22 protein-coding genes are annotated in these 25,914 nt (G+C 64.6%); 11 read left to right on the plus strand and 11 right to left on the minus strand.

Annotation, left to right across the window (positions count from 1 at the left end; all coding sequences use genetic code 11):
- Positions 1-64 precede the first annotated feature (64 nt).
- Genes AC3A6P_RS01590 through AC3A6P_RS01605 form a run of 4 tightly spaced genes read left to right on the plus strand, consistent with a single transcriptional unit; the run spans position 65 to position 3,901 of the window.
- Positions 65-973, plus strand: coding sequence for a nitrilase family protein (locus AC3A6P_RS01590; RefSeq protein ID WP_487687496.1), 909 nt, complete (start codon positions 65-67; stop codon positions 971-973).
- 5 nt (positions 974-978) lie between these two features.
- Positions 979-2,157 (plus strand): hypothetical protein, encoded by a 1,179-nt coding sequence (locus tag AC3A6P_RS01595; protein WP_487687498.1) that lies wholly within the window; start codon positions 979-981, stop codon positions 2,155-2,157.
- Positions 2,154-3,500, plus strand: a complete 1,347-nt coding sequence (locus tag AC3A6P_RS01600) for an amidase (RefSeq protein ID WP_487687500.1) — start codon at positions 2,154-2,156, stop codon at positions 3,498-3,500. The genes AC3A6P_RS01595 and AC3A6P_RS01600 overlap by 4 nt, the downstream gene beginning before the upstream one ends.
- Before the next feature lie 2 nt (positions 3,501-3,502).
- A complete protein-coding gene (locus tag AC3A6P_RS01605) occupies positions 3,503-3,901 on the plus strand; it encodes a tautomerase (protein ID WP_487687502.1) in 399 nt (132 codons plus the stop codon).
- A gap of 111 nt (positions 3,902-4,012) precedes the next feature.
- On the opposite strand, the gene AC3A6P_RS01610 is transcribed toward AC3A6P_RS01605, so the two are convergent.
- The gene (locus tag AC3A6P_RS01610) at positions 4,013-5,035 is read right to left on the minus strand and encodes a LacI family DNA-binding transcriptional regulator (RefSeq protein ID WP_487687505.1); all 1,023 of its coding nucleotides are present in this window, start codon (positions 5,033-5,035) and stop codon (positions 4,013-4,015) included.
- A gap of 108 nt (positions 5,036-5,143) precedes the next feature.
- On the opposite strand from AC3A6P_RS01610, the gene AC3A6P_RS01615 reads away from it, so the two are divergent.
- Genes AC3A6P_RS01615 through AC3A6P_RS01625 form a run of 3 tightly spaced genes read left to right on the plus strand, consistent with a single transcriptional unit; the run spans position 5,144 to position 7,948 of the window.
- Positions 5,144-5,353, plus strand: coding sequence for a hypothetical protein (locus AC3A6P_RS01615; protein ID WP_487687508.1), 210 nt, complete (start codon positions 5,144-5,146; stop codon positions 5,351-5,353).
- 1 nt (position 5,354) lies between these two features.
- Positions 5,355-6,845: a sodium:solute symporter family protein gene (locus AC3A6P_RS01620; protein WP_487687511.1), complete on the plus strand. Its 1,491-nt coding sequence runs from the start codon at positions 5,355-5,357 to the stop codon at positions 6,843-6,845.
- Positions 6,842-7,948, plus strand: coding sequence for a class II histone deacetylase (locus AC3A6P_RS01625; protein ID WP_487687513.1), 1,107 nt, complete (start codon positions 6,842-6,844; stop codon positions 7,946-7,948). The genes AC3A6P_RS01620 and AC3A6P_RS01625 overlap by 4 nt, the downstream gene beginning before the upstream one ends.
- A 7-nt stretch (positions 7,949-7,955) precedes the next feature.
- Here AC3A6P_RS01625 and AC3A6P_RS01630 read toward each other — a convergent pair whose 3' ends face one another.
- Complete coding sequence (locus tag AC3A6P_RS01630) at positions 7,956-8,276, minus strand: hypothetical protein (RefSeq protein WP_487687515.1); 321 nt, start codon at positions 8,274-8,276, stop codon at positions 7,956-7,958.
- A gap of 141 nt (positions 8,277-8,417) precedes the next feature.
- Positions 8,418-9,977: an AMP-binding protein gene (locus AC3A6P_RS01635; protein ID WP_487687517.1), complete on the minus strand. Its 1,560-nt coding sequence runs from the start codon at positions 9,975-9,977 to the stop codon at positions 8,418-8,420.
- A 731-nt stretch (positions 9,978-10,708) separates the two neighbouring features.
- Between AC3A6P_RS01635 and AC3A6P_RS01640 the strand changes: the two genes are divergently transcribed.
- Together AC3A6P_RS01640 and AC3A6P_RS01645 are read left to right on the plus strand one after the other, a co-directional pair.
- A complete protein-coding gene (locus tag AC3A6P_RS01640) occupies positions 10,709-13,048 on the plus strand; it encodes a transketolase-like TK C-terminal-containing protein (RefSeq protein ID WP_487687520.1) in 2,340 nt (779 codons plus the stop codon).
- Between the two features lies 1 nt (position 13,049).
- Positions 13,050-14,141: a 2-oxo acid dehydrogenase subunit E2 gene (locus tag AC3A6P_RS01645; protein ID WP_487687522.1), complete on the plus strand. Its 1,092-nt coding sequence runs from the start codon at positions 13,050-13,052 to the stop codon at positions 14,139-14,141.
- 38 nt (positions 14,142-14,179) lie between these two features.
- Here AC3A6P_RS01645 and AC3A6P_RS01650 read toward each other — a convergent pair whose 3' ends face one another.
- Positions 14,180-14,806: a TetR/AcrR family transcriptional regulator gene (locus tag AC3A6P_RS01650; protein ID WP_487687525.1), complete on the minus strand. Its 627-nt coding sequence runs from the start codon at positions 14,804-14,806 to the stop codon at positions 14,180-14,182.
- A 482-nt stretch (positions 14,807-15,288) separates the two neighbouring features.
- Here AC3A6P_RS01650 and AC3A6P_RS01655 point away from each other — a divergent pair, with 482 nt between their 5' ends.
- Entirely contained in the window at positions 15,289-17,202 is a 1,914-nt protein-coding gene (locus AC3A6P_RS01655; RefSeq protein ID WP_487687527.1) for an AMP-dependent synthetase/ligase, read from the plus strand.
- 58 nt (positions 17,203-17,260) lie between these two features.
- On the opposite strand, the gene AC3A6P_RS01660 is transcribed toward AC3A6P_RS01655, so the two are convergent.
- From AC3A6P_RS01660 to AC3A6P_RS01690, 7 genes are all read right to left on the minus strand, one after another.
- On the minus strand, positions 17,261-18,757 hold the full coding sequence (locus tag AC3A6P_RS01660; RefSeq protein ID WP_487687529.1) for an MmgE/PrpD family protein: 1,497 nt from the start codon (positions 18,755-18,757) through the stop codon (positions 17,261-17,263).
- Positions 18,741-19,265, minus strand: coding sequence for a flavin reductase family protein (locus tag AC3A6P_RS01665; RefSeq protein WP_487687532.1), 525 nt, complete (start codon positions 19,263-19,265; stop codon positions 18,741-18,743). The genes AC3A6P_RS01660 and AC3A6P_RS01665 overlap by 17 nt, the downstream gene beginning before the upstream one ends.
- A 68-nt stretch (positions 19,266-19,333) precedes the next feature.
- Positions 19,334-20,104: a creatininase family protein gene (locus AC3A6P_RS01670; protein ID WP_487687535.1), complete on the minus strand. Its 771-nt coding sequence runs from the start codon at positions 20,102-20,104 to the stop codon at positions 19,334-19,336.
- Entirely contained in the window at positions 20,097-21,998 is a 1,902-nt protein-coding gene (locus tag AC3A6P_RS01675) for an AMP-dependent synthetase/ligase (protein ID WP_487687538.1), read from the minus strand. Before AC3A6P_RS01675 ends, AC3A6P_RS01670 begins: the two co-directional genes overlap by 8 nt.
- A gap of 42 nt (positions 21,999-22,040) precedes the next feature.
- Positions 22,041-22,847 carry an enoyl-CoA hydratase/isomerase family protein gene (locus AC3A6P_RS01680; RefSeq protein WP_487687541.1) on the minus strand — a complete coding sequence of 269 codons (807 nt, stop codon included), beginning with the start codon at positions 22,845-22,847 and terminating at the stop codon, positions 22,041-22,043.
- Positions 22,844-23,701, minus strand: coding sequence for an enoyl-CoA hydratase-related protein (locus AC3A6P_RS01685; RefSeq protein ID WP_487687542.1), 858 nt, complete (start codon positions 23,699-23,701; stop codon positions 22,844-22,846). The genes AC3A6P_RS01680 and AC3A6P_RS01685 overlap by 4 nt, the downstream gene beginning before the upstream one ends.
- Complete coding sequence (locus AC3A6P_RS01690) at positions 23,701-24,915, minus strand: LLM class flavin-dependent oxidoreductase (RefSeq protein ID WP_487688125.1); 1,215 nt, start codon at positions 24,913-24,915, stop codon at positions 23,701-23,703. The genes AC3A6P_RS01685 and AC3A6P_RS01690 overlap by 1 nt, the downstream gene beginning before the upstream one ends.
- Before the next feature lie 302 nt (positions 24,916-25,217).
- On the opposite strand from AC3A6P_RS01690, the gene AC3A6P_RS01695 reads away from it, so the two are divergent.
- On the plus strand, positions 25,218-25,856 hold the full coding sequence (locus AC3A6P_RS01695; protein ID WP_487687545.1) for a TetR/AcrR family transcriptional regulator: 639 nt from the start codon (positions 25,218-25,220) through the stop codon (positions 25,854-25,856).
- The last annotated feature ends 58 nt before the right edge of the window (positions 25,857-25,914 follow it).

Genomic DNA, 25,914 nt, shown 5'->3' on the forward strand with positions numbered 1-25,914 from the left:
ATTCTAGACCACTTCTTCTACCGTCCTATCTGGTTGCAAAATGCAACCGGATAGGGGAATCGTAATGGCGCAGATCGCTGACAGCACCGACAACCGGGTCAGCCCGGTGAAGGTCGCAGTTGTGCAGTTCGAACCGAAGGTTGGCGTCGAGAACCTCCAGCGAAACGCTGACGCGGTGACCGAGAGAATCGGGCGGGCCGCTGACAACGGTGCCGGCCTGATTGTCCTGCCCGAATTGGCCACCACGGGTTACGTTTTCAACACCCGCGAAGAGGCCTTCGCCCACGCGGAATCCGTGCCCGACGGCCCGACGGTCGAGCTGCTGTCCCGACTCGCCCGCGAGCGCGACCTGTACCTGGTCGCCTGCGTTGCTGAACGCGACGGTGACAGGTTGTTCGACACGGCCGTCCTCGTCGGGCCGTCGGGCTATATCGGTCGCTACCGCAAGACCCACCTGTGGAACACGGAAAAACTGTGGTTCACACCGGGGAATGAGGGCTACGTCGTCTTCGATACGCCGATCGGGAGAATCGGGCTGCTGGTCTGCTGGGACATCTGGTTCCCGGAAACGGCGCGGATCGTTGCGCAGATGGGGGCCGACATCATCTGCATCCCCACCGGATGGGTGTGGACGCCGCCGCCGCTGTACGACGCCAGTGGCGTGTGCATGGCCGCGCACCTGACGATCACCGCCGCCCACGTGAACAACGTTTTCATCGCGACGGCCGATCGTATCGGCCAGGAGCGGGGAGCCGGATTCATGGGCAACTCGCTGATTGCCGGCACCAACGGATGGCCGATCGATCGCATCGCAGGCCCGGACGAAGACACCATCATCTACGCCGACGTCGATCTGACGGCCTCGCGCACCGCACCAATCTGGAACCAGCTCAACGATCTCCACCGCGACCGACGTACAGATCTGTACGACCAATTGCTGGGCTACCGCGGCGCTGCGCCGCTCCCTCGGTGACCACCGTGACGACTCCCATCGCGTCGTCCCGCACCCGCGCCGCACACACCCGCACCCGGAAACTGCAGATACCCGCATTCGTACTGTCGAGTGCCGCGCTGATCGCGGCCGCCGTATGGACCGCGAGTGCTCCTCAGTGGCGCGGTAATCCGCTTGATGTGCCGTCATTTGTCGGATGGACCCTGCAGTCGATCTCGGAACCCCAGTTCTCGGTCGTCACCTATGCGGGAGTGGGCCTACTTGTCGGCGGCTGGTTCGGCCACATCGCACACACGCGGCGATGGAGAATCCAAGGGTTCACTCAAGCCTGCGGCACCGGACTCTGGCCGGCAGTCACCGTCGCGGCGGTGGTGAGCCTGGTGCTCAGCAACCTGATCTGGGGATGGACGCTCGCGGAGGGGCTTTGGCAGCCGCTGTTTATACCCATAGCTTCCATCGCCCCCGCGGTCGTCGTCACTTATGGGCCGACGACAAAGGTTGTCGCCACCGCAGCGGGGCTGGGGGCGATCATCGCTCCACCGCTTGCGTTGGTGCTGGTGAATCTGGTGTGTGCGCCCCTTGCCCTCCCGCCGGTGATCGGCGTGACTGGCGCCATGGCACTTGCGGCCCTACCGGCATTCCTGCTGTGTAGTCATCTCCCGTGGATGCCGTCTCCGTGGGCATGGCGCACCGCCGACTCGCCCGATTCACCCAGCGGCCAAGCCCGGTATGGCACGCTCTGGACCCTGCGGCGAGCCTTGGCGGACTTTTCCGAGGCGCAGTTCTTCGGAAGCGAATGGGCGGGCGCCGGGGTGATCGCGGGCGCCGTGGTCGCTTGGCTCACCGTTCCGAGCGTGGTGGCCTACGGGACAGGATTGCTGCTCCCTATCCTCGCTGCTCAGGTTGTTACGGCCCTGATCGCCGTGGTGGTGTGGCGTGGGCGGTGGAAGCGCGACGGCTTCTATCCCACTTTTGTCCCGATCGTGTCTGTGGCCCCGGCTGCCGTGCTCAGCCTCGGATGGAACCCCGTCGCCATCCTTGCCGCTGTTGTCCTCGGTGCGCTGCTCGGGCCGCCCCTCGCCGCGCGCATCTCACACCGGGCCCCGCAATGGTGCCATCCCTACCTCGGCAATGTTGCCTCCATGGCCATCACCACACTTGTTGTCGTACCGCCGCTTTCACTCATCGCAAATGGAGTGCTGTGAACTTCCCGCTGTCATCCGCAATTCGCTTGGGCGCGGCGCTACGGGCCGGCCAGATCTCATCGGTGGGAGTCACCGACGACGCCCTGCAACGCATCCACGAAACGGACCCGGAGTTGGGTGCCTTCGTGTTGGTCGACGACGACGGAGCCCACGAGGCCGCCGTGATCGCGGACCGAGAATTCACCGCCGGTATCGATCACGGCCCGCTGCAGGGCATTCCGGTCGCCGTCAAAGATCTGTTCGACATGGCCGGACTCCCGACCACGTGTGGGTCGGACTCCTCGTTCGGAACGGCCCGGGCCGAAACCGATGCCGAGGTCATCGGCGACCTCCGTCGCTCAGGAGCCGTGATCGTGGGAAAGACTGTGCTCCACGAGTTCGCATTCGGCGCGACGGGCGACAGATCAGCGCATGGGGCCTCGCGGAACCCGCATGACCACCTGCGTGTGTCCGGCGGAAGCAGCGGAGGCAGTGCCGTCGCTGTTGCTTCGCGCATGGTCCCGCTGAGCTTGGGGACCGATACCGCCGGCTCGGTGCGCGTCCCGGCGGCGCTGTGCGGAATCATCGGCTTCAAGCCGGCGTTCGACGTGCTCTCCGCCAAGGGCGTTCATCCCCTGGCGCCGAGTCTCGATCACGTGGGTCTGTTCGGGAGCACGGTCGCCGACACGCAGATCTTCTACGAGACCCTGTGCGGCACAACGCTGACGGCTACCGGGCCGCTCCACCGCATCGGTTGGATCGATCCCGACGCCATTGCCCCCACCGACACGGCGATCACCACATCGGTGCGCAACCTCATCAACAACGCCGGTATCAGCATGGCAGAAGCCACATCCACAGTCAGCGATCACCGACCAGGAGAGCTGTTTTCGATCTTCACCGCGCTGCAGGCGAGGGAGGCCTATGAGGTCCATCGTGATCACCTCGACGCCGACGAGCATCTGATCGACCCCGGAGTGGTCGCCCGCCTCCGAGTGGGCCAGAACGTGTCCGGCAGCGCGTATGCGGACGCGCAGCGAGCACGGGAACGTTTCCGGACGGCGGTCGAACTCGCCCTCGATGAGTTCGGCGTGCTGGCACTTCCCACCACCCCCATCACCGCGCCGCTACTGCATCAGACAACAACAGAGATCGGCGGGGCGCACGTCGATACCCGCGCCGCGTTGCTGTCACTCACCAGCCCGTGGAATCTGACGGGCAGCCCCGCGGTCAGCATTCCGGGAGGGGCCATCGAAGGCCTGCCCTTCGGCGTGCAGCTGATCGCCAGTCGTGGCAATGAGGCGACCCTGTTCGCCACTGCATCCTTGATCGAAAGCGCCTCCGCAGACCCGAAAGGAAGATAGCGATGCCCTCCATCCAGATTGATCTGCCCCTCGAGGTCGCCCCAGACGTCAAGCGCGATTTGGCCCGCAATGTCGGGGCCATTTACGCCACCACGATGCAGGTCAACGCGGATCTGCTGACCGTGTCGATTCATGACCTGGGCGAGGGGAGCGTGTGGCGGTGCCATGAAGATGGTGAGCCCACACCGTCTGCTCTGGTCATGTGCGATATCCGTCGCGGACGTCCAGTCGAGACCAGAGCATCACTGGCACAACAACTCATCGACCTCCTGGTCGAAACACTCGACTTGAGCCGAACCTGGCTCAAGGTCGAGTTCACGCAGCACACCGGCGACGAGATGTACCACCCCCACCTGAACGGGTTCAACAAGGACTGGGATGGCAGTGAACGTGACGACTAGTCACGCACCGGGGTGAAATCACGCCCAGATTTATGGTTGTCGCGAAAAAGTCGCACAGACGCGGGCACTCGCACCCATGGTTCCAAAGCGGATGCGCTTCGCCCTCAGTTGTCACGCCGACAACGACTCCCAAGACTCCCCGGTCTGTTCACCGGCTTTCCGGATGCTGACCTTCTCGAACCGGTTGAGGTAGGGCCGCGACTCACCGGCGGTCACCGCAGCCAGCAGGTTGACCGCTTCCCGCCCGAAGGTCCACGGCGCGAGATCCACCGCCGTGATCCGCTGATTCCCCAATTCCGTTGTGGGATCACTACTCAACGAGGCCAGACCGAACTCGGGGCCGACGTGCCTGCCCAGCGACTGCAGGATGCCGATGGACCGCCCTGCGAAGCTCTGCGGCGCGCAGACCAGGGCGTCGACGTCCGAGGGAGCGACGGCTGACCGCACCGCCGCACCCAGCTCCTCCAACGTCGCACCCAGCGGGCAGTCGAAGGCGGACGGCTCCACCGAATGCGCTGCGCACCAGTCCAGATAGCTCTGCCTCACATCGTCGGCCCAGGACGAGTAGAACTGCCGATCCGATCCAACGAAAGCCGGCCTGCGGTAGCCACTTTGGCGTAAGTGGTCGAGAACGAGGCGGGCCAGGTCGCTGTGCGGGGCTTCGATCACCGCCGACACCGCATCGGCCAATGCCTCCGGTGGCCGACCGGCCGTCACCATCGGGATGCCGGCGTCGACAAGACGCTCGAGCATCGGATCGCCCGGCAGGGGATCGACCGCCAGCACGCCGTCGACCTGAAAGTGCCGCGGCCCCACATCGGCATCACGGGCGAACAGTGTCAGATCGGCGTCGTGCTCGGCCGACCCGTGCGCCGCGCCGAACGCGAACTCCATGTAGAAGTTGAAGTTCCTCGCGATCGGCGGGATGTAGATCCCGAACGCGCCGACGCTGCGACCGCGCAACTGGCGGGCGGCACGGTTGGTCACGTAGCCGAGCTCGCGGGCGGCGGCGGCCACCCTCGCCGCGGTGGCCGGTGACACCCGGCCGCCGCCGTGCAACGCGTCGGAGACCGTCGTCTTCGACAGCCCGACATGCTGGGCGATCTCCACGATCGTCACCCGTCGCGCTGCCATGCGGCCATCGTAACCAGCTCGTAAATTGCCGCTCACCCCTTGACAAGCCCCCGGGTGTGGCACGAGTCTCAACTGTGCCGGAACGTTCCGGCATGAATGGAGACGCTGATGCCCACCGAGGCCCCACGCCCCGCGAAACGCAGAAACGCGACCATCGTGGTCGCCCTTGCCGTCCTGAACTTCGTGATCCTGCTGTTCCCGCCGCTGACGTGGTACCTCGGCCAGAACGGGGTGTGGTTCTTCCTCATCACCGGGTTGATCGGCGTGATTTCGCTGCTGATCATGTACCGCGCCGACAGTTCAGCCGGGGAGGACTGACATGGAGATCCTCATCGGCTACGGCGGCGTCGCGGTCTTCCTCATCGTGCTATTGGTTGTCCTGCAACGCACCAAAGGCAGCGCCGACTTCAGCGAATATGCCACGGCCGGGCGGTCTTTCGGCCCCATGTTCTCGGCCATGGCGTTTGTCAACACCTGGTTGCCCGGCACGATTTTCATCGCTTTCGCCGGCTACGCCGCCAGCGCGGGCGCCATCGGCTTCTACTTCGTGGCGTACTCGATTCTGGCCGTAGTGCTGATGTTCCTGCTGGCCAAGCCGGTGCACGAATGGGGCCGCCGTTTCGACCTGCGCACCCAGGCCGACCTGCTGGGCCTGCGCTACGGCTCCACCGCGGTGCGGGTGATCGCCGCCATCATCGGTGTCATCGCCTCGTTCCCCTGGATAGTGCTCGGCATGCAGTCGCTGACCCTGGTGTTCGAATATCTGTCCTTCGGCGCGGTGCCGGCGGCGGGGGCGGCGTTCATCGGCATCGGCGTCCTGGTGGCGCGGCAATGGTGGACGGTGCGCCTGGGTGCCCGCGGCCTGGTCATCAGCGACTTCGTGCAGGGCATCGTCGCCTACCTGTTCGGCACCGTGCTGATCCTCGGCCTGCTCACCTGGCTGCTGACCAACGGCCACGGCTTCGGCGAGGTCGACCCCGCGTTCTTCACCCTGCCCGGGCCCGGCAGCGTCGACGGCCCGCTGTATCTCTTCTCGCTGATCGCCACGGGCGCACTCGGCGGGTGGTGCTGGCCGGACATCTTCGTGCGGCTGTTCGCCTCCAACAGCACCCACACCATCAAACGCGCCGCGGTGATGGCCTCACCGCTGTTGCTGATCTTCGGTTCCTCGCTGTGCCTGTTGGCCATGGCTGCCTCGACGTATCCCGGCGTGGCCGACGCCCCCGACGAAGTGTGGTTCCTGACGGCCTCGATCGGCGGGCCAATCATCTTGACGCTGGCCGGGGTGTGCGTGCTCGCGGCGACCATGGGCAATGTCGGGGCGAACCTGCAAGCCCTGGGGGCGCAGATCGCCAACGACGTGGTGGGCGTGGCCCGCGGTACCCGCGTCGAGGATCCCCGCTGGGGCAAGGTCTCCGTCGGAGTGTTGACGCTGCTGGCCGGTGCGGTCGCGGTGGCGACGACGGACGCGCTGTCGGCGGGCATGGTGGCGCTGGCGCAGGTGTCGTATCAGGGCATCGTGCAGTTGGCGCCGACGGTGTTCCTCGGGATCTTCTGGCGCCGCGGCAATGCCGCTGCCGCAGCCGCAGCGATGGTCCTCGGCTTCGGCACGGCCTGTGTGCTGCAGGTGATGTACCCGATCGCCATTCCGGTGCTCGGCGGCATGACCTCCGGGGTGGCCGCCCTGGCCGTCAACTTCGTCGTCTACATCGCCGTGTCGTACGCCATGCCGTCGAGCGCCGACGAAAAGCGGCGCGTCGATGAGCTTTTCGATTCCCTGCAGGCTTCCGACAAGGTGGGTGTCCAGTGACTTCTCAACGACGCACCGGCTACATCTGGCATGAACGCTACGCCTGGCATGACACCGGCACCCACGTCGGCATCTTCCCGGCCGGCGGCTTCAACCAGCCGCACATGACCTTCGAGAGCGCCGAGTCGAAATCCCGGATGGCCGGGCTGGTCGAGGTCTCGGGGATGATCGACGAACTGGTCCGGGTCAAACCGCGTATGGCATCACGTGAGGATCTGCTGCGGGTGCACGACGCCGACTACATCGACCGCATCGAACGCGAGAGCGCTGACCGTGGCGGCGACGGGGGAGACGGCTTCACCCCGTTCGGGCCCGGGTCCTACGACATCGCCCGCCTGGCGGCCGGAGGCACCATCGCCGCCGCGGAGGCCGTCCTCACCGGCGCCGCAGACAATGCCTACGCGTTGGTGCGCCCACCCGGCCACCACGCCCGCCGCGACACCGGTATGGGCTTCTGTATCTTCAGCAACGTCTGTGTCGCAATCGAATACGTGCGTGCGCACCTCGGCGTGCAGCGCGTCGCGATCGTCGACTACGACGTCCACCACGGCAACGGCGCCGAATCCATCTACTGGGACGACCCCGATGTCCTGACCATCTCTCTGCACCAGGACCGGCTGTTCCCGCAGGACACCGGAGCCGTCACCGACACCGGCGTCGGCACCAACATCAACGTCCCCCTGCCGGCCGGCTCCGGCAACGGCGCCTACCTGGCGACGATCGAACGAGTCGCCGTCCCGGCCGTGACGGCGTTCCGGCCCGACATCATCTTCGTCTCCAGCGGATTCGACCCCAGCCCCGTCGACCCGCTCGGCTGCATGACCGTCACCTCGGGTGGCTTCAAGGACATGGCCGCGCTTCTGGTCGCACTGGCCGAGGACGTGTGCGGCGGCAAGATCGTCTTCTCCCACGAAGGCGGCTATTCGCCGGTGCACGTGCCGTTCTGCGGGCTGGCGGTGCTGGAAGCGTTGACCGGGCACGAGACTGGAGTGACCGACCCGTTCGGCCAGAGTTTCGATGCCTCGCCCGCGCACCTCCTGCAGCCGTGGCAGGACGCGGTGATCGCGCAGGCGGCCTTGATCGCCGACGCGTTGCGGCTCTAGGGACTCATCAGCGCATATCGCGACTGAGGCTACCGGGTCGGAGGGGCTCCGGCGACGAGGTCGATGGCCCCTGCCGTAGTCGCGAGAGCACCGGCGCATACTCGTCCTCGCGCCGGGAGATGCGGCACCACAGGTGCAGTCGGTCGAGTATCGAGGGCGCAAGTGCAACCTGGCCACGCACAGCGACGTGAAGAAGGCGGTGAATTGCTGCCGAGTGGTGCGCGCTGCCCAGGTTCATGTACACCAGGGCGCGCTCCTCGACGGTCAGATGCGGGTTCAGAGCATCGGCGAGGTCCCACGCAATCTGGTGCTCAGTCGTTGTGACCATGGTGAGGTACCTTCTGTCGCGGCACTGCGCGTCGTGACGGTGACGTCCCAGTCTCGGTCGGACGGTCCGGCCTCGGGCCTGCCGACGAATTGTCATGCCTGCGAACGGCAACCGGTCGTGAGGGCCGGATCGTTGCGAAGTTCACTGGACGCGCTTGTCCTGACCTTGCCAGGCGCGTTCGCGGAGCAGGTACTTCTGTGTTTTCCCGGTGGAGGTTTTTGGTAGCTCACCGAATATCACGTGCTTGGGTGCCTTGAACCGCGCGATGGTGGCTCGGACGTGATCGATGATGTCCTCGGCGGTCGCTTCACAGCCAGGTTTGAGTGCGACGTGGGCGGCCGGTACTTCGCCCCACTGGGCGTCCGGTACCGCGATCACCGCAACTTCCAGGACGGCAGGGTGCTCCATGATCGCTTGCTCGACCTCCACCGAGGCGATGTTCTCTCCGCCGGAAATGATGACGTCTTTACTGCGATCGCGCAGTTCGATGTATCCGTCGGGATGGCGCACGCCCAGGTCGCCGGTTCTGAACCAGCCGTCGGGGGCCGACGCTTCGGTGGCTGCCGGGTCATGCAGATATCCGAGCATCACGTTGTTCCCGCGCAGCGCGATCTCGCCGGTGCTCACGCCGTCAGAGGGCACGTCGGTGCCGTCGTCGGCGAGCACACGAATTTCGCAGGAGATCATGTTCGCCACGCCCTGACGCGCTTTGATCTTTGCGCGCGCTTCCAGATCGAGTTCGTCCCACTCCGGGCGCCAATCGCAGATGGCCGCCGGTCCGTAGGTTTCGGTCAGCCCGTACAGATGCGTGACGTCGAATCCGAGTGCCGACATCCGGCGCAGGATCGCCGGCGAGGGCGGCGCACCGCCGGTCGCTATCCGAACGGGTGTGCCCTCGATGGTGTCGGCCTCGGGCGCGTGGGCGAGCATGGACAGCACCGTCGGGGCGCCGTTGAGGTGGGTCACCCCCTGCTGTCGGATCAGTCGCCAGATTTCCGAGGGGTCGACCTTGCGCAAGCACACATGTGTCGCGGCCGCTGCTGTGACTGCCCAAGGGAAACACCACCCGTTGCAGTGGAACATCGGAAGGGTCCAGAGGTAGACCGCCGATGGGGACAGACCGGTATGCCCGACCATCGCCAACGCTTGAAGGTAGGCGCCTCGGTGAGAGTACATCACTCCCTTGGGTTTTCCCGTTGTCCCCGAGGTGTAGTTCACTGACAACAGGGCCAGCTCGTCGGTGGGCGTGCGGCGCAGCGGGGAGGCCGCCGACAACATCTGCTCGTAGTCACCGTGTGGATCGTCGTCAGCCTGCACCAGGATCGGCGGAGCGCTCATCTGCGCCCGCACCTGCTCGACGACGTCCGCGAAGACAGGATCGTAGATCAGCACGGACGCCTCTGAATGACCCAACATGTAGGCAATCTCGGGTGCCGAGAGGCGGGTGTTGAGGGCGATCAGGGGTGAACCGGACCAGGGCACACCGAAATGCGACTCCAGCAGAACATGCGAGTTGGGTGCCAGTACGGCGACCGGCCGTCCCGACGACAGCTGCGCCAGCCCACCGGCCAGCTTCGCCGACCGTTGGTGCAGTTGTTCGTAGGTCCACCTCTGCTCACCGTCCACCACCGCCAGACGGTCCCCATGACAGCTGGCCGCGCGATCGAGGTATGCGGTGGGCGTCAACGGTTCGTAACTCATCGACGCTCGTTGCGCTGAGTGCCCATTGGCGTTCATCGCGGCGTCCCTCCTCGGGGTCGAATTCTCTTGGGACCGGCTACCGAAAGTGCAGGCGCAGTGAACTTCTTCGACTCCTCGTTGTCCTCTGATGGCATGAGCCCGTATCGGGGGAGGAGTGCCACTCAGTCAACACCGTTGTGAACCTGTCGCACAATGGGTGTCCCCGACATCGCGCATTCTGCCCAGTGCAACTGCGCATCCGGCGCACCCGGTGGGCAAATCGCCCAACTCCCGGTGCGGGGAATGAGGCCGTCGAGCACCCCAGCCCGTGGACTTCGATCACTTCGGGATTTTTCTCGAGGGTGTCGGCGATCTGGGGGAGCTTGCGCTGAGTCACCCGGGTTCACGACGAGAGCAGCGAGCGGGTAACGCTGAGCGCCTTGATGATCCTGGCATCGATCGCGTCGACGCGCGGTCTGTTGGTCACAATGCCCAGCCCGATGAGCTTCGCGCAACCGATGGTGAGCAGATTGCATCTCAGAAGGGCCGCCTCTTGCGCACAGAGGGGGCTGGTGGTCCACTGACGGTGGTCTTTTGCACATGCGGACCGGTACCTCGGGTGGCAACACTCCACCACGCCGTCGGGGCGCCCTCACCCAGGGAACCCTCGCCACAACGCGGTCGCAGACTCATGATCTGAGTCCAGTGCAGCTGTTCCTGTCACACACGACGCTCACTGACAAGGATGCCCAATGCCCGGCAACGCCGCAGTGCACAGCACTGCCCACCATGTCGACACTCCCCACATTGCGCTGCACGAGATCGAGCAGCGGGTGTTGTGGTTGTCCACGGCGATCATTCACCATGCCAACCGAATTCGCCCCAACACCAGTGGCTTGAAGGTTGGCGGCCACCAAGCGTCCAGTGCTTCCATGGTGTCGATCATGACCTCCCTGTGGTTCGATCAGTTGCAGCCTGGCGACCGGGTTTCGGTCAAACCGCACGCCTCACCGGTCTTGCACGGCATCAACTACCTCATCGGTGAACTCGATGCGTCGTATCTGCCCCGCCTTCGTGAGTTCGGCGGACTGCAGTCCTATCCGAGCCGTACCAAAGACCCGGATCCGGTCGACTACTCAACCGGATCGGTGGGAATCGGTGCCACCGCGCCGATCTGGGGTGCGATCGCGCGCCGTTATGTCGACACCCAGATCAGCGCCGTCGGCACGGGGCGGCAGTATTCGCTGGTTGGCGATGCCGAACTGGATGAAGGCGCGGTCTGGGAGGCGATCCTCGACCCTGCGGTGGCAGACCTTGGCGAAATCGTCTGGATCATCGACCTGAATCGGCAGTCGCTGGACCGGGTGGTGCCGAACATCGCCGCCGGACGATTGGAAGCCATGTTCACCGCAGCGGGTTGGCAGGTGATCACGGTGAAGTTCGGCTCCTTGCTGGAATCGCTGTTCACCCGTCCGGGTGGTGCCGCCCTGCGCACTCGGATCCTCGATATGACCAATCCCGAGTACCAACGCCTCTTGCGTTGCGCGGCAGAAGAACTCCGCCAACGACTGCCGGGTTCGGGCCCTGACGCGCCGGTGATCGCGGCGCTGGTGGCCGAGCTGGATGATGCAGAACTACTCCAGGCGATACGCAATCTCGGCGGCCACGATCTTTCAGCGCTACGTGCGGCGTACGCGCAGATCGACGACACCCGCCCGACGGCCATCATCGCGTACACCATCAAGGGGCGTGGGCTGCCCACTCAGGGGCATCCACAGAATCACTCCTCGTTGCTCACGACGGAGCAGTACGAGCAGCTGGCCACGGAGCTGGGGATCGACGTCGACGATCCCTGGCCACGATTCGACCCGGGCACCGCCGCCGGCCAGCTCTGCACGCAGACGGCGCAGCGCCTCAAACGCGAACCGGTGCAGCTGATGAGCCCACCGCCCATACCGGGAGATCTGGGGCGCACCCCGTCGGGTACGGCGACCACTCAGGCCGCGCTCGGTCGCGCGCTGCTCGATCTGAGCCGCCAAGCTCCGGAAGCAGCCAAACGGGTGGTGACCGTCAGCCCCGATGTCAGCTCGACGACGAACCTGGCCGGTTGGCTGAACAAGGTCGGCGTCTGGTCACCGAGCGAGCGGCGCAACTGGTTCGACGACGACCCCGAGACCATCATGCACTGGCGGGAGAAGCCGACCGGACAACACATGGAACTCGGCATCGCGGAAACCAATCTCGTCGGGCTCATGGGCGAGCTCGGCGCGACGTGGAGCCGATGGGGACAGCCGTTGCTACCCATCGGCGTGATGTATGACCCGTTCGTCGAGCGTGCGCTGGAACCGTGGTCGTACGGGATCTATGCCGGCGGACAATCGATTCTGGTCGGCACCCCGTCCGGCGTCACGTTGGCCGCTGAAGGCGGTGCCCACCAGTCGATCAAGACGCCTTCCATCGGTTTCGAGCAGCCCGGCTGTGTCAGTTACGAGCCGGCCTTCGCCATCGATGTCGAATGGACACTGCTGTCGTGTATCGGACGCCTCGGCCGTCCCGACGGCACATCGGCCTACATCCGGTTGTCCACGCGGCCGGTGGACCAGTTGCTGGCCGCCGTGCCCGTCGACTCCGCCGGACGGGAGCGGCGCCGCCGCCACGTCCTGGCCGGGGGTTACGTGCTGCGCAGGGCCGCCAGCCCCGGGTTGACGCTGGTCGGGATGGGCGCGGTGATGACCGAGACGCTGGCCGCCGCCGAGCGCCTGACGCAGTACGGCGTCGACGCCGATGTCGTCTGCGTCAGCAGTCCGGGACTCTTGTTCGAGGCGCTGCGGGCCCGACAGGGACGTGGCGACGGGCCTACCTGGATTCTGGATCAGCTCTTCCCGGCCGGCCGCGCTGCACCGCTGCTCAGCGTCCTCGACGGTCACCCGCACACCTTGGCGTTCCTTCCGGCCATCAACGGTGTACCGGGAACTCAGTTGGGGGTGAGTCGGTTCGGTCAGGTCGGCTCCCTGGAAGACGTGTATCGCTATCACGGCATCGACACCGACAGCATTGTCGGTGCAGCACTCGATCTCGTGGGAAAGGTCTGACATGACTGCGGCAGAAAACGCAATCGCCGTGCCACTGCCCAGCCTGGGCGAGGCCGTCACCGAGGCGACGATCACGCGCTGGCTCAAGGCGGTGGGTGATTCCGTGGAGTTCGACGAACCACTATTCGAAGTCTCCACCGACAAGGTGGACACCGAGATCCCGGCTCCGGCCGCCGGTGTCCTGGTCGAGGTCATCGAACCCGAGGACGCCGTGGTGGCGGTGGGCGCCGTCGTCGCGAGGCTCGGGGTCGCCGCACCGGCGAGCCCCAGTCCGGAGGCGCCGGCACCACCTCTTCCCGAATCCGAATCCTCGTCGGCGCCGGCCGCTGTGGACACGGCGATCACCACCCCTGCGTGCCCGACGCCGACAGCGCAGACAGACACCGGCGGTGAGGGTGACCGGGTGGAGAAACTGCCGCGGATTCGCCGGACGATCGCGCGCCGAATGGTCGAATCACTGCAAACCGCGGCCCAATTGACCACTGTCGTCGAAGCGGACCTGACCATGATCGCCGCCCGTCGCGCAATGATGAAACAGGAGTTCTTCGAACACACCGGCTCCCGGCTGTCGTACCTGCCGTTCATTGTGGTGGCTGCGGTGGACGCGCTGGCCGAGCATCCCATCATCAACGCAACGGTCAACGCCGACTGTTCTGAGGTGACCTACCACGGTTCGGTGCACCTGGGAGTGGCGGTGGACAGCCCCAAGGGGCTGATGGTGCCGGTGATCCGCGATGCTCAGGACAAGAACGTCGTCGAGACGGGCGCAGCCATTGCGGCCGCAGCCGCGGCCGTGCGTGACGGTTCGATACGGCCCGACGACATGAGCGGTGGCACGTTCACGATTACCAACACCGGCAGCCGCGGCGCGCTGTTCGACACTCCCATCATCAACCAGCCCCAGTCTGCAATTCTCGGGATCGGTGCTGCCACCGAACGTCTGGTACCCGAGCGGGACAGCGACGGTGCACTGCTGATCCGCACCCGGACCATGGCGTATCTGTCGCTGACATACGACCATCGACTCGTCGACGGTGCCGATGCGGCCCGCTACCTGACCGCGGTCCGTGTACGGCTGGAGCAGCGGCCGTGAGCCAGCCGTACTTCGTTTCGCTTCCGATATAGCCTGGACTACGTTGGCGGCTGGGTGGACGCCGTCAGCGCGTTGTAAGCCGCGGTGGACATCGTGGTGACGATCGTTTCGTGGTCGAGGCCCTTGTGCAGTGTCGCAGCGGCATTCAGCATCGAGAAGACCGTCTGGGTCAGGAGGCGTACCGCTGGATCGGACAAGTCCGGGCGAAGCCTCGTCACCACCGAAATCCATTCCTCGGCATAGAGATTCATGGACCGGCGAATGCGACGTCGGTCGGTCTCGGGAAAGGAGTGCTCGTTCTTGAGGAAGATGAGCGGAGTCGGCGGCCCCTCCAAGACGCTCCGAATGTGGAAGTCCACCATGGCCATCAGCGTCGCGTGCGGGTCGGTATCTGCTTCGGCGGCCTTTCGAGCGAACTCGTGGAGTGACCCGATCGGGTCCTCCACGACGGCGATGAGCAGTGCCTGTTTGTTCTGGAAGTGGCGATAGAGACCGGGAGCAGAGATACCTGCCTTGGCGCACAGCATTTCTACTGTGACCGAGTCGTAGGGGTGCTCGATGAACAGATCCGCCGCCACCTTCAGCAGCAACTCTCGCCGAGAGCCGTTCGCGCGAGGCGCCTTGACTCGGGGTCGGTCTTCAGTCATGACGATCACGATATCCACTGCAGGTGCCGGAAGAGACGGTGCGGGTCGGCATCGCCCATGAGATCAACATGTCGGAGAGCAGGGTAATCAGCGTTAAAGGCGCCGCTCGAGATCCATCGTGGGAAGAGGGGAACCCCGCTGGCGGCCGTTGCCACCCGCTTACGCCTGAACAGCTGTTATACCGTTCCAGGCCAGCACCAGCTATTGCTCCGGATTGACGATTGACAAAGCGCATCCAGCCACTCTAGGTTAATCAATGTTCACATTGCAGGTTTTTTTACGCCCGCAGTCCGCCGATTGCCGGCGAGCCCGTCGTGACCGAGTCCATGATCCCGAAGTTCGGAATGCCTCCGCAGTGCGACCGGCATTCCGGGGCCAGCGGACGGAGATTCGCAGTGAGGCGAACGCCCCTCGGGCCGTGAGAAAGCCGGCGGATAATGACAGATGACTGTGCGGTTCTCCGGCGGTGAACTGGACAACTCTACTGAGGAACTGGACTGATGGGTAATGATGCCGCGGCGATGCCGTCGGGTGCTGAGATCAGTGACGGGGGGCCGGTGCTGTCATCCTTGACCGGTTTCGAGGCCGTCGATCGGACTTTTCCGCAGATGCTGTGCGAACGTGCCAGATCGGAGCCGGACACCGTCGCATTTCAGAGCTGGTCGGCCGGTGTGATTCGTCAAACCACCTGGCGCGACTATCTCGACGAAGTACGTGAGGTGGCGCTGGGCTTGCACCGGCGGGGCATCACACCGGGTGACCGCGTGGCAATTCTGTCCGGAACCCGATACGAGTGGGTGGTCGCGGCGCAGGCAATCCTCAGCGTCGGGGGCATTCCGGTGGGTGTGCACCAGACCAGCTCCCTCTCGGAGGTCCGGCACGTCCTGGCGAACAGCAGGGCCACGGCGATGATCGTCGAAACGGCCGACGATGCGGAGAAACTGGCGGCTCTGACCCCTGAGCTTCCGCATCTGCGGGCGGCCATCGGGCTCGACGTACGCCCGTCCGGCCTGGCGGGAGACGCCACAGCAGAGACGTGGGAGGAACTGCGGGCCAATGGCCGACAGCAGGCTGCCGCGGATCCCACGCTCTTCGAAGGCCTGGTCGACGCGGGTGACATCGATCAACCCGCAGGCCTGTTCTACACCTCGGGATCAACGGGTGCGCCCAAAGGTGTCACGCACACCCACCGGACGATCCAGTACTCAGTGCTCGGCTTCGCCATGTCCTATCCCGACCTGGGACGCACCCGTCACGATCTCGTGGGCTTCCTCGGGTTGTCGCACGTGGCACCGGCTCTCATCGCTGTCTACACGCCCATCATGACCCGACTGGTCATCACCCACTGCAGCATCGACGAACGCCTCGACGCTCTGATCGGTGTACGGCCGACGGCGGTGCTGTGGCCACCGCGAATGCACGAAAAGCTCGCCGCTGAGGCGCTGGAGGCGCTGTCGGAGTCGGGGACGGTGTTCCAGCTGGGCTACCGCGCGGCGATGGGCGTTGCACGCGCGGTCAGTGCTCGGCGCTGGCAGGGCCGTGTTGTGCCCTGGTACCTCGCGGCAGCGAGCGCGCTCAGCCGCAAGGTCGTGTTCGTGCCGCTGTTGGCCAAGGTGGGCATGGATCGCATCCAGGTGACCTGGACGGCATCGGGAAGCATGACCCCAGACGTGGCCGCTCTGTGGCACATGTGGGGTCTTGACCTCCGCGAGCTCTTCGGCACCACTGAAACGTGCGGTTCGGTTCTGGCACAATGGGATCGGTCGTTTCCTGAACCGGGCACCATCGGCAAGTGCCTGCCGGATCCCCGTTGGGCTCTGAGAGTTTCCGAACAAGGCGAGCTGCAGCTGCGCAGCCCCTCTCTGTTCGTGGGGTACTGGGAGAACCCCGAGGCATCCTCGGCGGCCATGTCGGACGGCTGGTACTGCACCGGCGATCTGGTCGAGCTGGCCCCCGACGGCGAGGTGAAGATCATCGGCCGGTTGAAAGATGTCCTCAAGACCAGCGGGGGCAAGATGGTGAACCCGCAGCCGATCGAGTTGCGCCTCAAGGCCAGTCCTCTCATCGACGAGGCGATCGTGGTGGGCGACGGACGAAAGTATCTGTCAGTACTGCTGAGTCTGAGCCGAGACGCTGGAGAGCTGACGGCAGGGCAACGCGACGACGCAGTGACCGCTTGGCTCAGCGAGGTCAACGCCGAGTTTGCGCGGCCCTATCAGTTGAAGAAGTACCGTGTGCTACCGCGAGAGTTGTCGATCGCGGCCGGCGAACTCACCGCCAAAGGCACCATCCGGCGGGCGGCCATCCTCGCAGCGTTCGGCGACCTCGTCGACGAGATGTATCACGCGGACGATCTCGAAGCGATTGCCCGGGAGGCGCGTTACGCCAAGCCCAGCCGGCGCCGCAGCCGCTGACGCTGACGCTGACGTGCCGCGGGGTCAGTTGACCCAGCGCCACGCTGCGATCTGCTCGCTACCGGTAGATCCCGTAAGTGGTGGGTGCTTCGTCCAGGATTCGCTTGTCCACCAGTGGGTTCAGCATGCCCAGCGCACCTCGCTTGAGGTCGCTCAGACACGTCACGACGTCCAGGAATCGCTGTTGCTCACGCCGGTCGATCACCCCGTCGGCGAGCTCGGTGAACTTCGCCACGTAGTCCTTACGCCCGAACGGATGGGCACCCTCCGGGTGTGCATCCGCCAGGGCAAGCTCATCATCGATCACTTCGCCGCTGCGCATGGTGATTTCAGCCCGGATGCCGAAGGCCGCCTCAGCGGGATCAGCCGATTGGTGGCCGGAGCCTTCGGCCGTGGAAATCTTGTGCCACAGCTCGATGGTGTCGGGGCGGTGCGCACGTTCTGGCGCATAAGACCGTTCATGATGCCAGGCGCCGTCCTGCAGTGCGACAGCGAACAGGTACATGACGGAGTTGCTCAGGGCGTTTCGCGGTGCGTCTGGGTTGAACTTCTGGGGATCGCCCGAGCCGGTGCCCATCAGAACATGGGTGTGGTGACTGGTGTGCAGGACAATGGACTCGATCTCGCTGACGTGGCTGATCCGTTCCCGCATCCGGAGAGCCAGGTCGATCGGAGCCTGGCCGAAGTAGCCGGCGGAATGCTCTCTGGGGTAGCTGTCCACGATGGCCCGCTTGGGTTCACCTACATCGGGTAGGACCACGTTGTCGATATGCTGGAAACCGGTGTGTAGCCGATCATCCACGCCGTTCTCAGCTTCGCCTATCGGGGTTGGCGAAACATCACCACGCATCGCGCGGTCGACAGCTTCGATCGCCAGTTTGCCGGTGTAGGCGGATGTGTGGAACTGCCAGCCGGAGTGCGACGGGCCAGAAGACCGGCGGGGGACGGCGGTCAGGTGCGCGGCGTGACCGATGGCGGCATAGATGGTTTCGGGGGGCAACTGCAGCATGGTGCCCAGACCTGCGGCCAGGGATGGACCCAGATGCGCGCCGTGATCGATTGTGGTGTTGTGCACAGCCATTCCCCTGGCCAGGCTGATCTGCACTTCATACGCGGTGGCAATGCCGCGAATCAGATCGGTACCACGAAGTCCGGTTTGTTGGGCTACGGCCACCAGGGCGGGGATGTTGCCACCGGGATGTGCGTGGTGGCCGGCGAAGAAGGCGTCGTGGAACTCGAGATCGTGAACGGCCACACCATTGGCGAAGGCCGCCCACTCAGGTGAGAAGCTTCCTTCGATCCCGAAAAGTGCGGCTCCCGGCGTGTTTCGATGTGCGCGGGCCTGAGCGCGTGCGACCGCCACAAGGTGCCGACCCACCGAAGCGGCCGATATGGCGGCGTTGTCGATGATGCGATTGATCACCATGGCGTGGGTCTCGGCCGGAATCGCAACGGGGTCGGCGGCGACTTCGGCGATCTTCCATGCCAGATTGTGCTCGGTCATGTCGGCGGCGCTGCTGCGACCGCGAACACTCCGGTCACTTGTGGTGGTCATCAGCGAGCATGGTTCGGAAACGGCTGTCGTGGAAGATCAGTGGCGAGACGGTGTCGTCTTCGGCGGCGCTGATGACTTCCAGCAGGACGACCTCGTGATCACCTGCCGTGATCGATGAACTTATCCTGCAGTCGAGCCATGCTGCTGCGTCCGCGAGAAAAACTCCCGACGAGTCGCTGGCAAACCATGTGAGCCCGGCGAAGCGATCGCCGTTCTTGGCCGCGAGCTGTCGAGACAACTCGGCGTGCCCTTCGGCGAGTACGGAGATCCCGAGATTTCCGTCTCGGGACAGCTGGGGCCACGTTGTCGATGTGTGTTGCACGCAGATCGACACCAGCGCGGGGTCCATCGACACCGGGGTGAATGACGTGGCGACGATGCCCACCGGTTGTCCATCGCGTAACGCGCAAATCGCGGCTACGCCAGTCGGGTAGCGGCCGTAGAGCCTGCGCAGTCGTGACATGTCGTGGGTGAGGTCACCGGAGCTGACCTGGCTGAGGGTTTTCATCTTTCCTCTTCTTGGGAGTGAACGCAGGTTGGTGTGCTGAGGAAACCGTCCTGGCGTCGGGGACGAACCTAGGCGCCCCGGCTTCGGACGTAGTCGACGATCAGCCCGGTGACCGAGTCGAGGCACGTTGTGCCGATAGCGGTATTCGCTCCGAGGGGGTTACCGAGAATCCCGTTGGGCGAGAACACCTTGAGGCCTTCAACAAACACCCGGGCGAGAAAGGCGTCATCGGTGTCGACTGAATAGCCCGGTTCCAGCCTGTCGGAGCGCACCCGCTCGGGATGCAACACGAGCATGACCGACGTCTCCGCGATATCCGCATGTCCGCCGACGTTAGCGCCGAGGCCGGATGCCTCAGCGGCGTCACGCCATGCTCCCAGGATCGCTTCGCTGCTGGGGAAGACGATCACCGTCAGCGGTGCCAATCTGGCGGCCAGGCGTGCCTCGAAGTCACGCATCACCGGGTAGTTCCCGATGTGCGCGGAGAACAGGACGAGCGTGTCGAAGCCCGACTCCGCCAGGTGAGCTCCGTAATCCTCGCACACGGCTTCCAGAGTCGACGGTCGCAGTGACAGGGTGCCCGGGAAACCGAGGTGATGAGGGGAGTATCCGACTCGGACCGTCGGTAGTACCAGCGCATCCCCGAGTGCACGGGCAAGGCGAACGGCGAGTTCGTCGGCATGGTCGGCGTCCATCGACAGCGGCAGGTGAGGGCCGTGCTGTTCGACGGCCCCCAGCGGCAGGATCGCCGTGCGTGAACCACCCGCGACTGCGGCCGCCACCTCGTCGCTGGTCATCCGCTCGATCCGCACCTCGTCCGCCGAATCTGAGTCACCCATGGCCGTGCCGGGACAGGCGAGCGTGACCCGAGATCTGATCTTGTTCGTGACCTTCATACATCTCATCGATGAGGTCGGCGAACGAGGCGAGGATGTTGCCGCGTCTGATGGTCGCTTTGAGCGTGAGCTCGCCCAAGTCAGCCGACAGAGCGCGCGGTAGGATCCGAAAGTTCTTCAGCTGCAGGGGTCGAGCCAGTTCCGAGTTGACCTCCGCGATCCAGGCGTCGAGAGCCGCATGCCGCTCCTGCGCAGGCATCGCCTTCGCTTCCTCGCTCACACTCAACAAGGCCGTCAGATACTTGCGGCCCTCACCCACCACGATCGCCTCGTCCACCAGTGGGCTTGCCTTCAGTCGCACCTCGATGGGCTGCGGGCTGACAGATTTCCCGCCGCTCGTCTTCAGAACGTCCTTGATGCGGCCGATGATGGTGACGTCTCCGTCGGGTGCGATTTCGACGAGGTCGCCACTGCCGTACCAGCCGTCATCCAGGGCAGTTTCGGTGGCTGCGGGGTCACGCCAGTAACCGGTGAAAAGACAAGGACCCTTCACCTGGAACTCGCCTTCCTTGCTGATCCGGACGGACCACCGAGGATCGGGCAGAGATCTGCCGACGGTGCCGGCAGGGAACGAGGTTCGGCCCCATTGCACCAGAACGGGACCGCAAGTTTCCGTCGTGCCGTACATCTCGCGCAAGTCCACACCCCACATCTGCCACAGCGCCGCAAGCTCGGGCGTCATCGCCCCCGATGAGGTCCAGCTGACATCGATTCGTTGCATCCCGCACGTAGCCCGTAGCGGCAGGAAGACCGTTCGCAGGCCGAGTCGATAGAGCGCATCCAGATACCGCGGAAGCCGTTCTCCGCTCCGTCGTCGAGCCCAGACGGCGCGGGCAATCGTCATGGCCACCGCGTACCGCGCTCGAAACAGCGGCCCGGATATCGCCAGCTCCTCGAGGAGCTCGCCGGCCAACTTCTCGTACATGCGCGGTGGCCACACGATAGCGGTGGGGCGGACGTTCTTGAGTGCGGGCAGCCGCTGTTCCATGGTGCAGAAGGTCACGACCAACTTCGTCATGATCGGCACGAACACGTTCACCAGCGCTGGAGCAACATGTGAGAGTCCCAGGAACGCAACGGAATCATGGGGCACGCGTCCGATCTCCGGGTAGGCCATCGCGAACCCGAGCACCGAGTACTGCAGCGTGCGATGGGTGTGTACCACCCCTTTGGGATCTCCGGTGGACCCCGACGTCCAGAACAGGACCGCGGGATGGTCAACCTCGCCCCGTTCGGCGAGAGTGCCGAACAGATCCGGCTCGGCGGCCGCGCGAGCGCGCCCCGACTTCTGCAAAGACCGCCAATCCGCGGCCCGTACGGATTCCGGGAGCTCGGTCGGCACGGTGTCGATGCCGACCGCTATCCGAAGGTGAGGCGTGTTCGAAGCAATCGCGGCGAGCTTGCGTAGATCTGAGTCGGTCTCCACGAAGATGGCTGTCGCCTCGCTGATCTCGAGCACTCGTGCCAGCTCGGGCGCTGAACTGGTCGGGTACACGCCGACGAGGATCGCGTCGAGGCTGTGGATCGCCAGAGCGGCGACGACCCATTCGCGACGGGTCGAGGACATGATTGCGACTCGATCACCCGCCCCGACACCGAACTCGTGAAGTCCGATCGCGACCTGCTGGACTTCGTGGAGGTATTCGCCCCACGTCGTCGGACGGGCGATGCCGTCCTGGAAGGAGGCGAACGCGACTGCGTCGGGTTCACGCGCAGCCCGATCGACCAACATCTGACTGAACGTTCGCGGCGACGCCTCGAAGTTCTGGATACTCTGCAGGACAGGAATAGTGCCGGCGCTGCCGTCACTGGTCGTGCCCGTGCTGGACGCCTTCATTACCACCATCGTCTGCCTTCGTCCTCGGCGAGATTGATTCTGTTAACCATGTGTCAGTGAGGGGCGGGCCGAGACTTTGTCCCGATTCCAGCCGGCGCGCAGTCCCGCGGCGACGGGATCTTCGAAGTAGGCTTTCGCGGCGCTGATCGTGTTGGCCAATGAATGCTCATCTCGCCCGCCGTCGGGATCGTTGATGCTTCGTTTCAGTGCCCGGTAAAGGACCGGTGCCTTTGCGGCGGCGCTGCGGGCTGTCTCGATGGCCGAATCAAGCAGTGTGGCGGGATCCTCGAGGCGTTCCACCAACCCGATACCGAGGGCCTCTTCGGCGGAGAACAAGTTGCCCGACAACACCATGGATCGCACGGCGCGGGCACCGAGGATGCGTACAGCCCGCTGCAGACCCTTGTCCGCCGGTAGAAGGCCGTGGTTGATCTCCGGAAAGCCGAACTTGGCGTGCGGGGTCGCCAGGACAGCATCGGCAAAAAGCGCCAATTCCATTCCGCCCCCGACACAGTGCCCGTTGACCGCCGCGATGAGTGGCCGAGGGAACTGATCCATGGCGACGAGGAGCGCGTGAAAGTCACGCATTCGCGCCTCGATCTCCGCGGGCCCGGTGCCCTCCAACTCCTTGATGTCTCCGCCGGCGGTGAAGAACCGTTCACCTGCACCGGTGAGGACCACCGGTGCAGGTGCATCGTGGGCTGCCAGTTCGGTGAAGAACGTGCCCAGGCCAACAATGAGGGCGCGGTCCAACGCATTCGCGGGCGGCCGATCCATGGTGAGGACCACGACACCGCCGTGGTCAGCCCATGTCGCCCCCGGGATCCGAGACAGGGACAACTCGGTCATGCTTGGTTGGCTGGTTCCGGGGCCGGTGCAGGTTGATTGCCGTGAGCGGAGGGAAAACGCGTTGGGCGCTTCTCCCGGAACGCCTGTCGTGCCTCGAGATAGTCGGCGCCCGCGAAGTTCAGAGTCTCCAATGCGGCGGAGAGCTCCTGTTGCGGAAGGGCATTGGTGAGCCAACCGGTGTTCAATGACCGCTTGGTCCACTGGATGGCCCGCTGCGAACCCATCGCCAGGTCATCGGCGATCGACAGGGCGCGCTCGAGCACCTTGTCTTTGGGCTCCACGAGACTGACCAGCCCGATGCGTTCGGCTTCGATTCCGGTCAGCCGGGCGGAGGTGAGCTGGTAGTACTTGGCTTTGGCCATGCCGACGAGCAGCGGCCAGATCAACGACGAGTGGTCGCCGGCGACCACGCCGACGCGGGTGTGCCCGTCCATGAGAACAGCGTCCTCGGCGGCGATGCTGATGTCGGCCAACAACCCCAGTGACAGACCCCAGCCGACGGCGGGACCGTTGATCGCCGAGATGACCGGCTTGTCCATGCTCAACGTGGCCATGATGCGCCGGCGTTCGGTCTCCATGAGCACGATCGCATCCTCCAGCGATGGATCGGGTTGTGCGACATCCATACCCGTGCAGAACCCGCGACCGGCGCCGGTGACCACCAGCACTCGCGTCTGCGGGTCGCGGTCGGCGTCGATCAGCAGGTCACCCATCATCTCGAACATCGGCATGGTCAGCGCGTTGAGGTGCTCAGGCCTGTTGAGGGTGATCAACAGAACCCCGTTGGGTTTGCGCTCGATCAGGAACTCTTTGGGATAACGCGAGAAGATGTCATCGCCGTTGAGGGTGCTCATCAGGCCTCACCCGCACCCGTGCCGACGCCACTGATTGCTGGCTGCTTCTGATTCATCTTCTCCTCGAATGCCTCTCGTTCGGCGTAATGGGCAGGACGGGCAGCGCGGATGTCGGCCAGGATGGCTTCCGGGGTACGCGCTACGCCACGCGGATTCTTGAACTTGGGGATCACGTACTTGCCGAAGAGCTCGATCGACTTCATCAGCTCTTTGTGCGGCAGGCCGTCGATGCGCATGACCAGAGAGTCGACACCGAGATCGGCGAAACGCTGGACCTGGGCGATGCAGTCATCGGGATCGCCGACGATGAAGCCGGACGAATCTTCGAACATGTACTGTTCGTCGCTGAAGTCCAGATGCTTCACCGCGCCCATGTACTGGTAATCGCTGGAGAGCTTCGACAGCCGTTCATAGGCGTCAGTGGACAAGCCGACCGTTTCTTTCAGGCCGCGCGCCCAGGTGCGGGCTTCCTCTCGGGTTTCCGCGCAGTGCATGCCTCCGCCGATCGCCACGAGCCGTTCGGCCTGCAGCGGATAGGTGTGCGTCGCCGAAGCCAGCGCCTCGTCGTAGAGGCGGATCATGTTCTCGACGAAATCGAAGCCCAGGTAGAAGCCACCTACGATCGCCCCGACGCCCAGTTCGGCTGCAGCTCGGACAGATTCGGGACTTCCGGTCGCCATGTGGATTGGGGGATAGGGCGTTTGGATGCTTCTGGGCACAAGGCTGCGGGGCGGGATCTTGTAGTGTTCACCGACGAAGGAGAAGACGTCATCGTGCAGTGCGCGGCGGATCACTTCGATGCCTTCGAGCTGCTGCGACTTGTTCTCGGCAGGCGAGACCTCGAACGCGCGCAAGGCAAGCGTGGTGTTGCCCCGCCCGACGCCCAGCTCCACCCGACCGTGAGACAGCAGGTCCTGGGTGGCGAGCCGCTCGGCGACACGGATGGCATGGTTGATCCGCGTCGGAAGCAAAGTGACCAGGTGGACGAACCGGATTCTGCTGGTCAGTGCCATCAGATACGGGTACAGAACCTCAGGTGCCGAGGTGGTGGCGGTGCCGATGGCCAGGTGCTGTTCCGAGGTGCCGAACGCATCGAATCCCACCTCCTCGGCCAGCAACACTTCGTCGATCAGTTCGCGGTAACGGTGCTCGTACGAGGCGCCAGGGGCTGTCTCGCCCTCGCTCATGAATATGAATCTCACGGTCTTCGTCATCTCCTTCACGATGTGAATGAGTATTAACGTAAGACTAGTCACAGAGGCTGTCAAGACGTGGCGCGAAGAGGATCCCAATAGCGCTGGTAAAAAACACATTTGGGTATGCGCTCCGCGTCTCCGTCACGCTGCCGCGGCTTGGTTCGGATGTTAATGATCTCCCGGGTGCCGGTTACCGGCATTACTGCGCGGCCGGCGAGAAAATGGCCGTTCACCAGCAACAAGTCGTCCGTGCCTCCCTCTGCGACGCGGTATCGTCGTTGTGGCAGTGTGAATGTGATACCCGGGTAGGGTGAGCACCTATGGCATCGTCGGCAGCGTCCACGAAAGGGAAGGCTGCGCCCATGCAGGTCGGTGAACCGCAGTCTCGTGGCTCGCGACGGAAGCTGCTTCTCGATGCCGCCGCCGACCTGTTCCTGCACCATCCCTATGACTTGGTCACGGTCGGTATGGTTGCCACCGCGGCGGGGATCTCCGGACCGGGGCTGTACCGCCATTTCCAGAGCAAGCAGGCGCTGCTCATCGCGGTGGTCGAGGAGGGCCTGCAGGAGCTTCACAGGTTCGCCCAGGGTGCCGCCGACGTAGAACCCGACCCACGCGCCGCGCTCGAGGCGATGGTCGATTTCCATGTCAGATCCGTGGTGGCCGATCCGCCGAGGACGCTGATATTCCTGAAGAACGAGCATGCCCTTCCCGAATCCGATCGCCGGCGGATTCGGCGGGAGATGAACATGTATGCGCAGGAATGGGTTTCGATGGTTCTTCGGCTTCGGCCGGATCTCTCTGAGCCGCAGGTGCGACTGCTGACGCAGGCGGTGTTCTCGATGCTGAACTCGGTGGCCACCCTCAACAAAGGTCTGGACCAGGAAGAGATCGTCGCGACGATGACAACTGCGGCGATTCAGGCGCTCACGTCCCAGCGATCGAACTCATCGGGCTAGCTGACGGCAGGCCGAATCCATCCTGATCCGCGCAGTGATCGAAGTTGCAGTGCAACGG

The organism is Mycobacterium sp. Soil_C_30, from assembly GCF_057656995.1.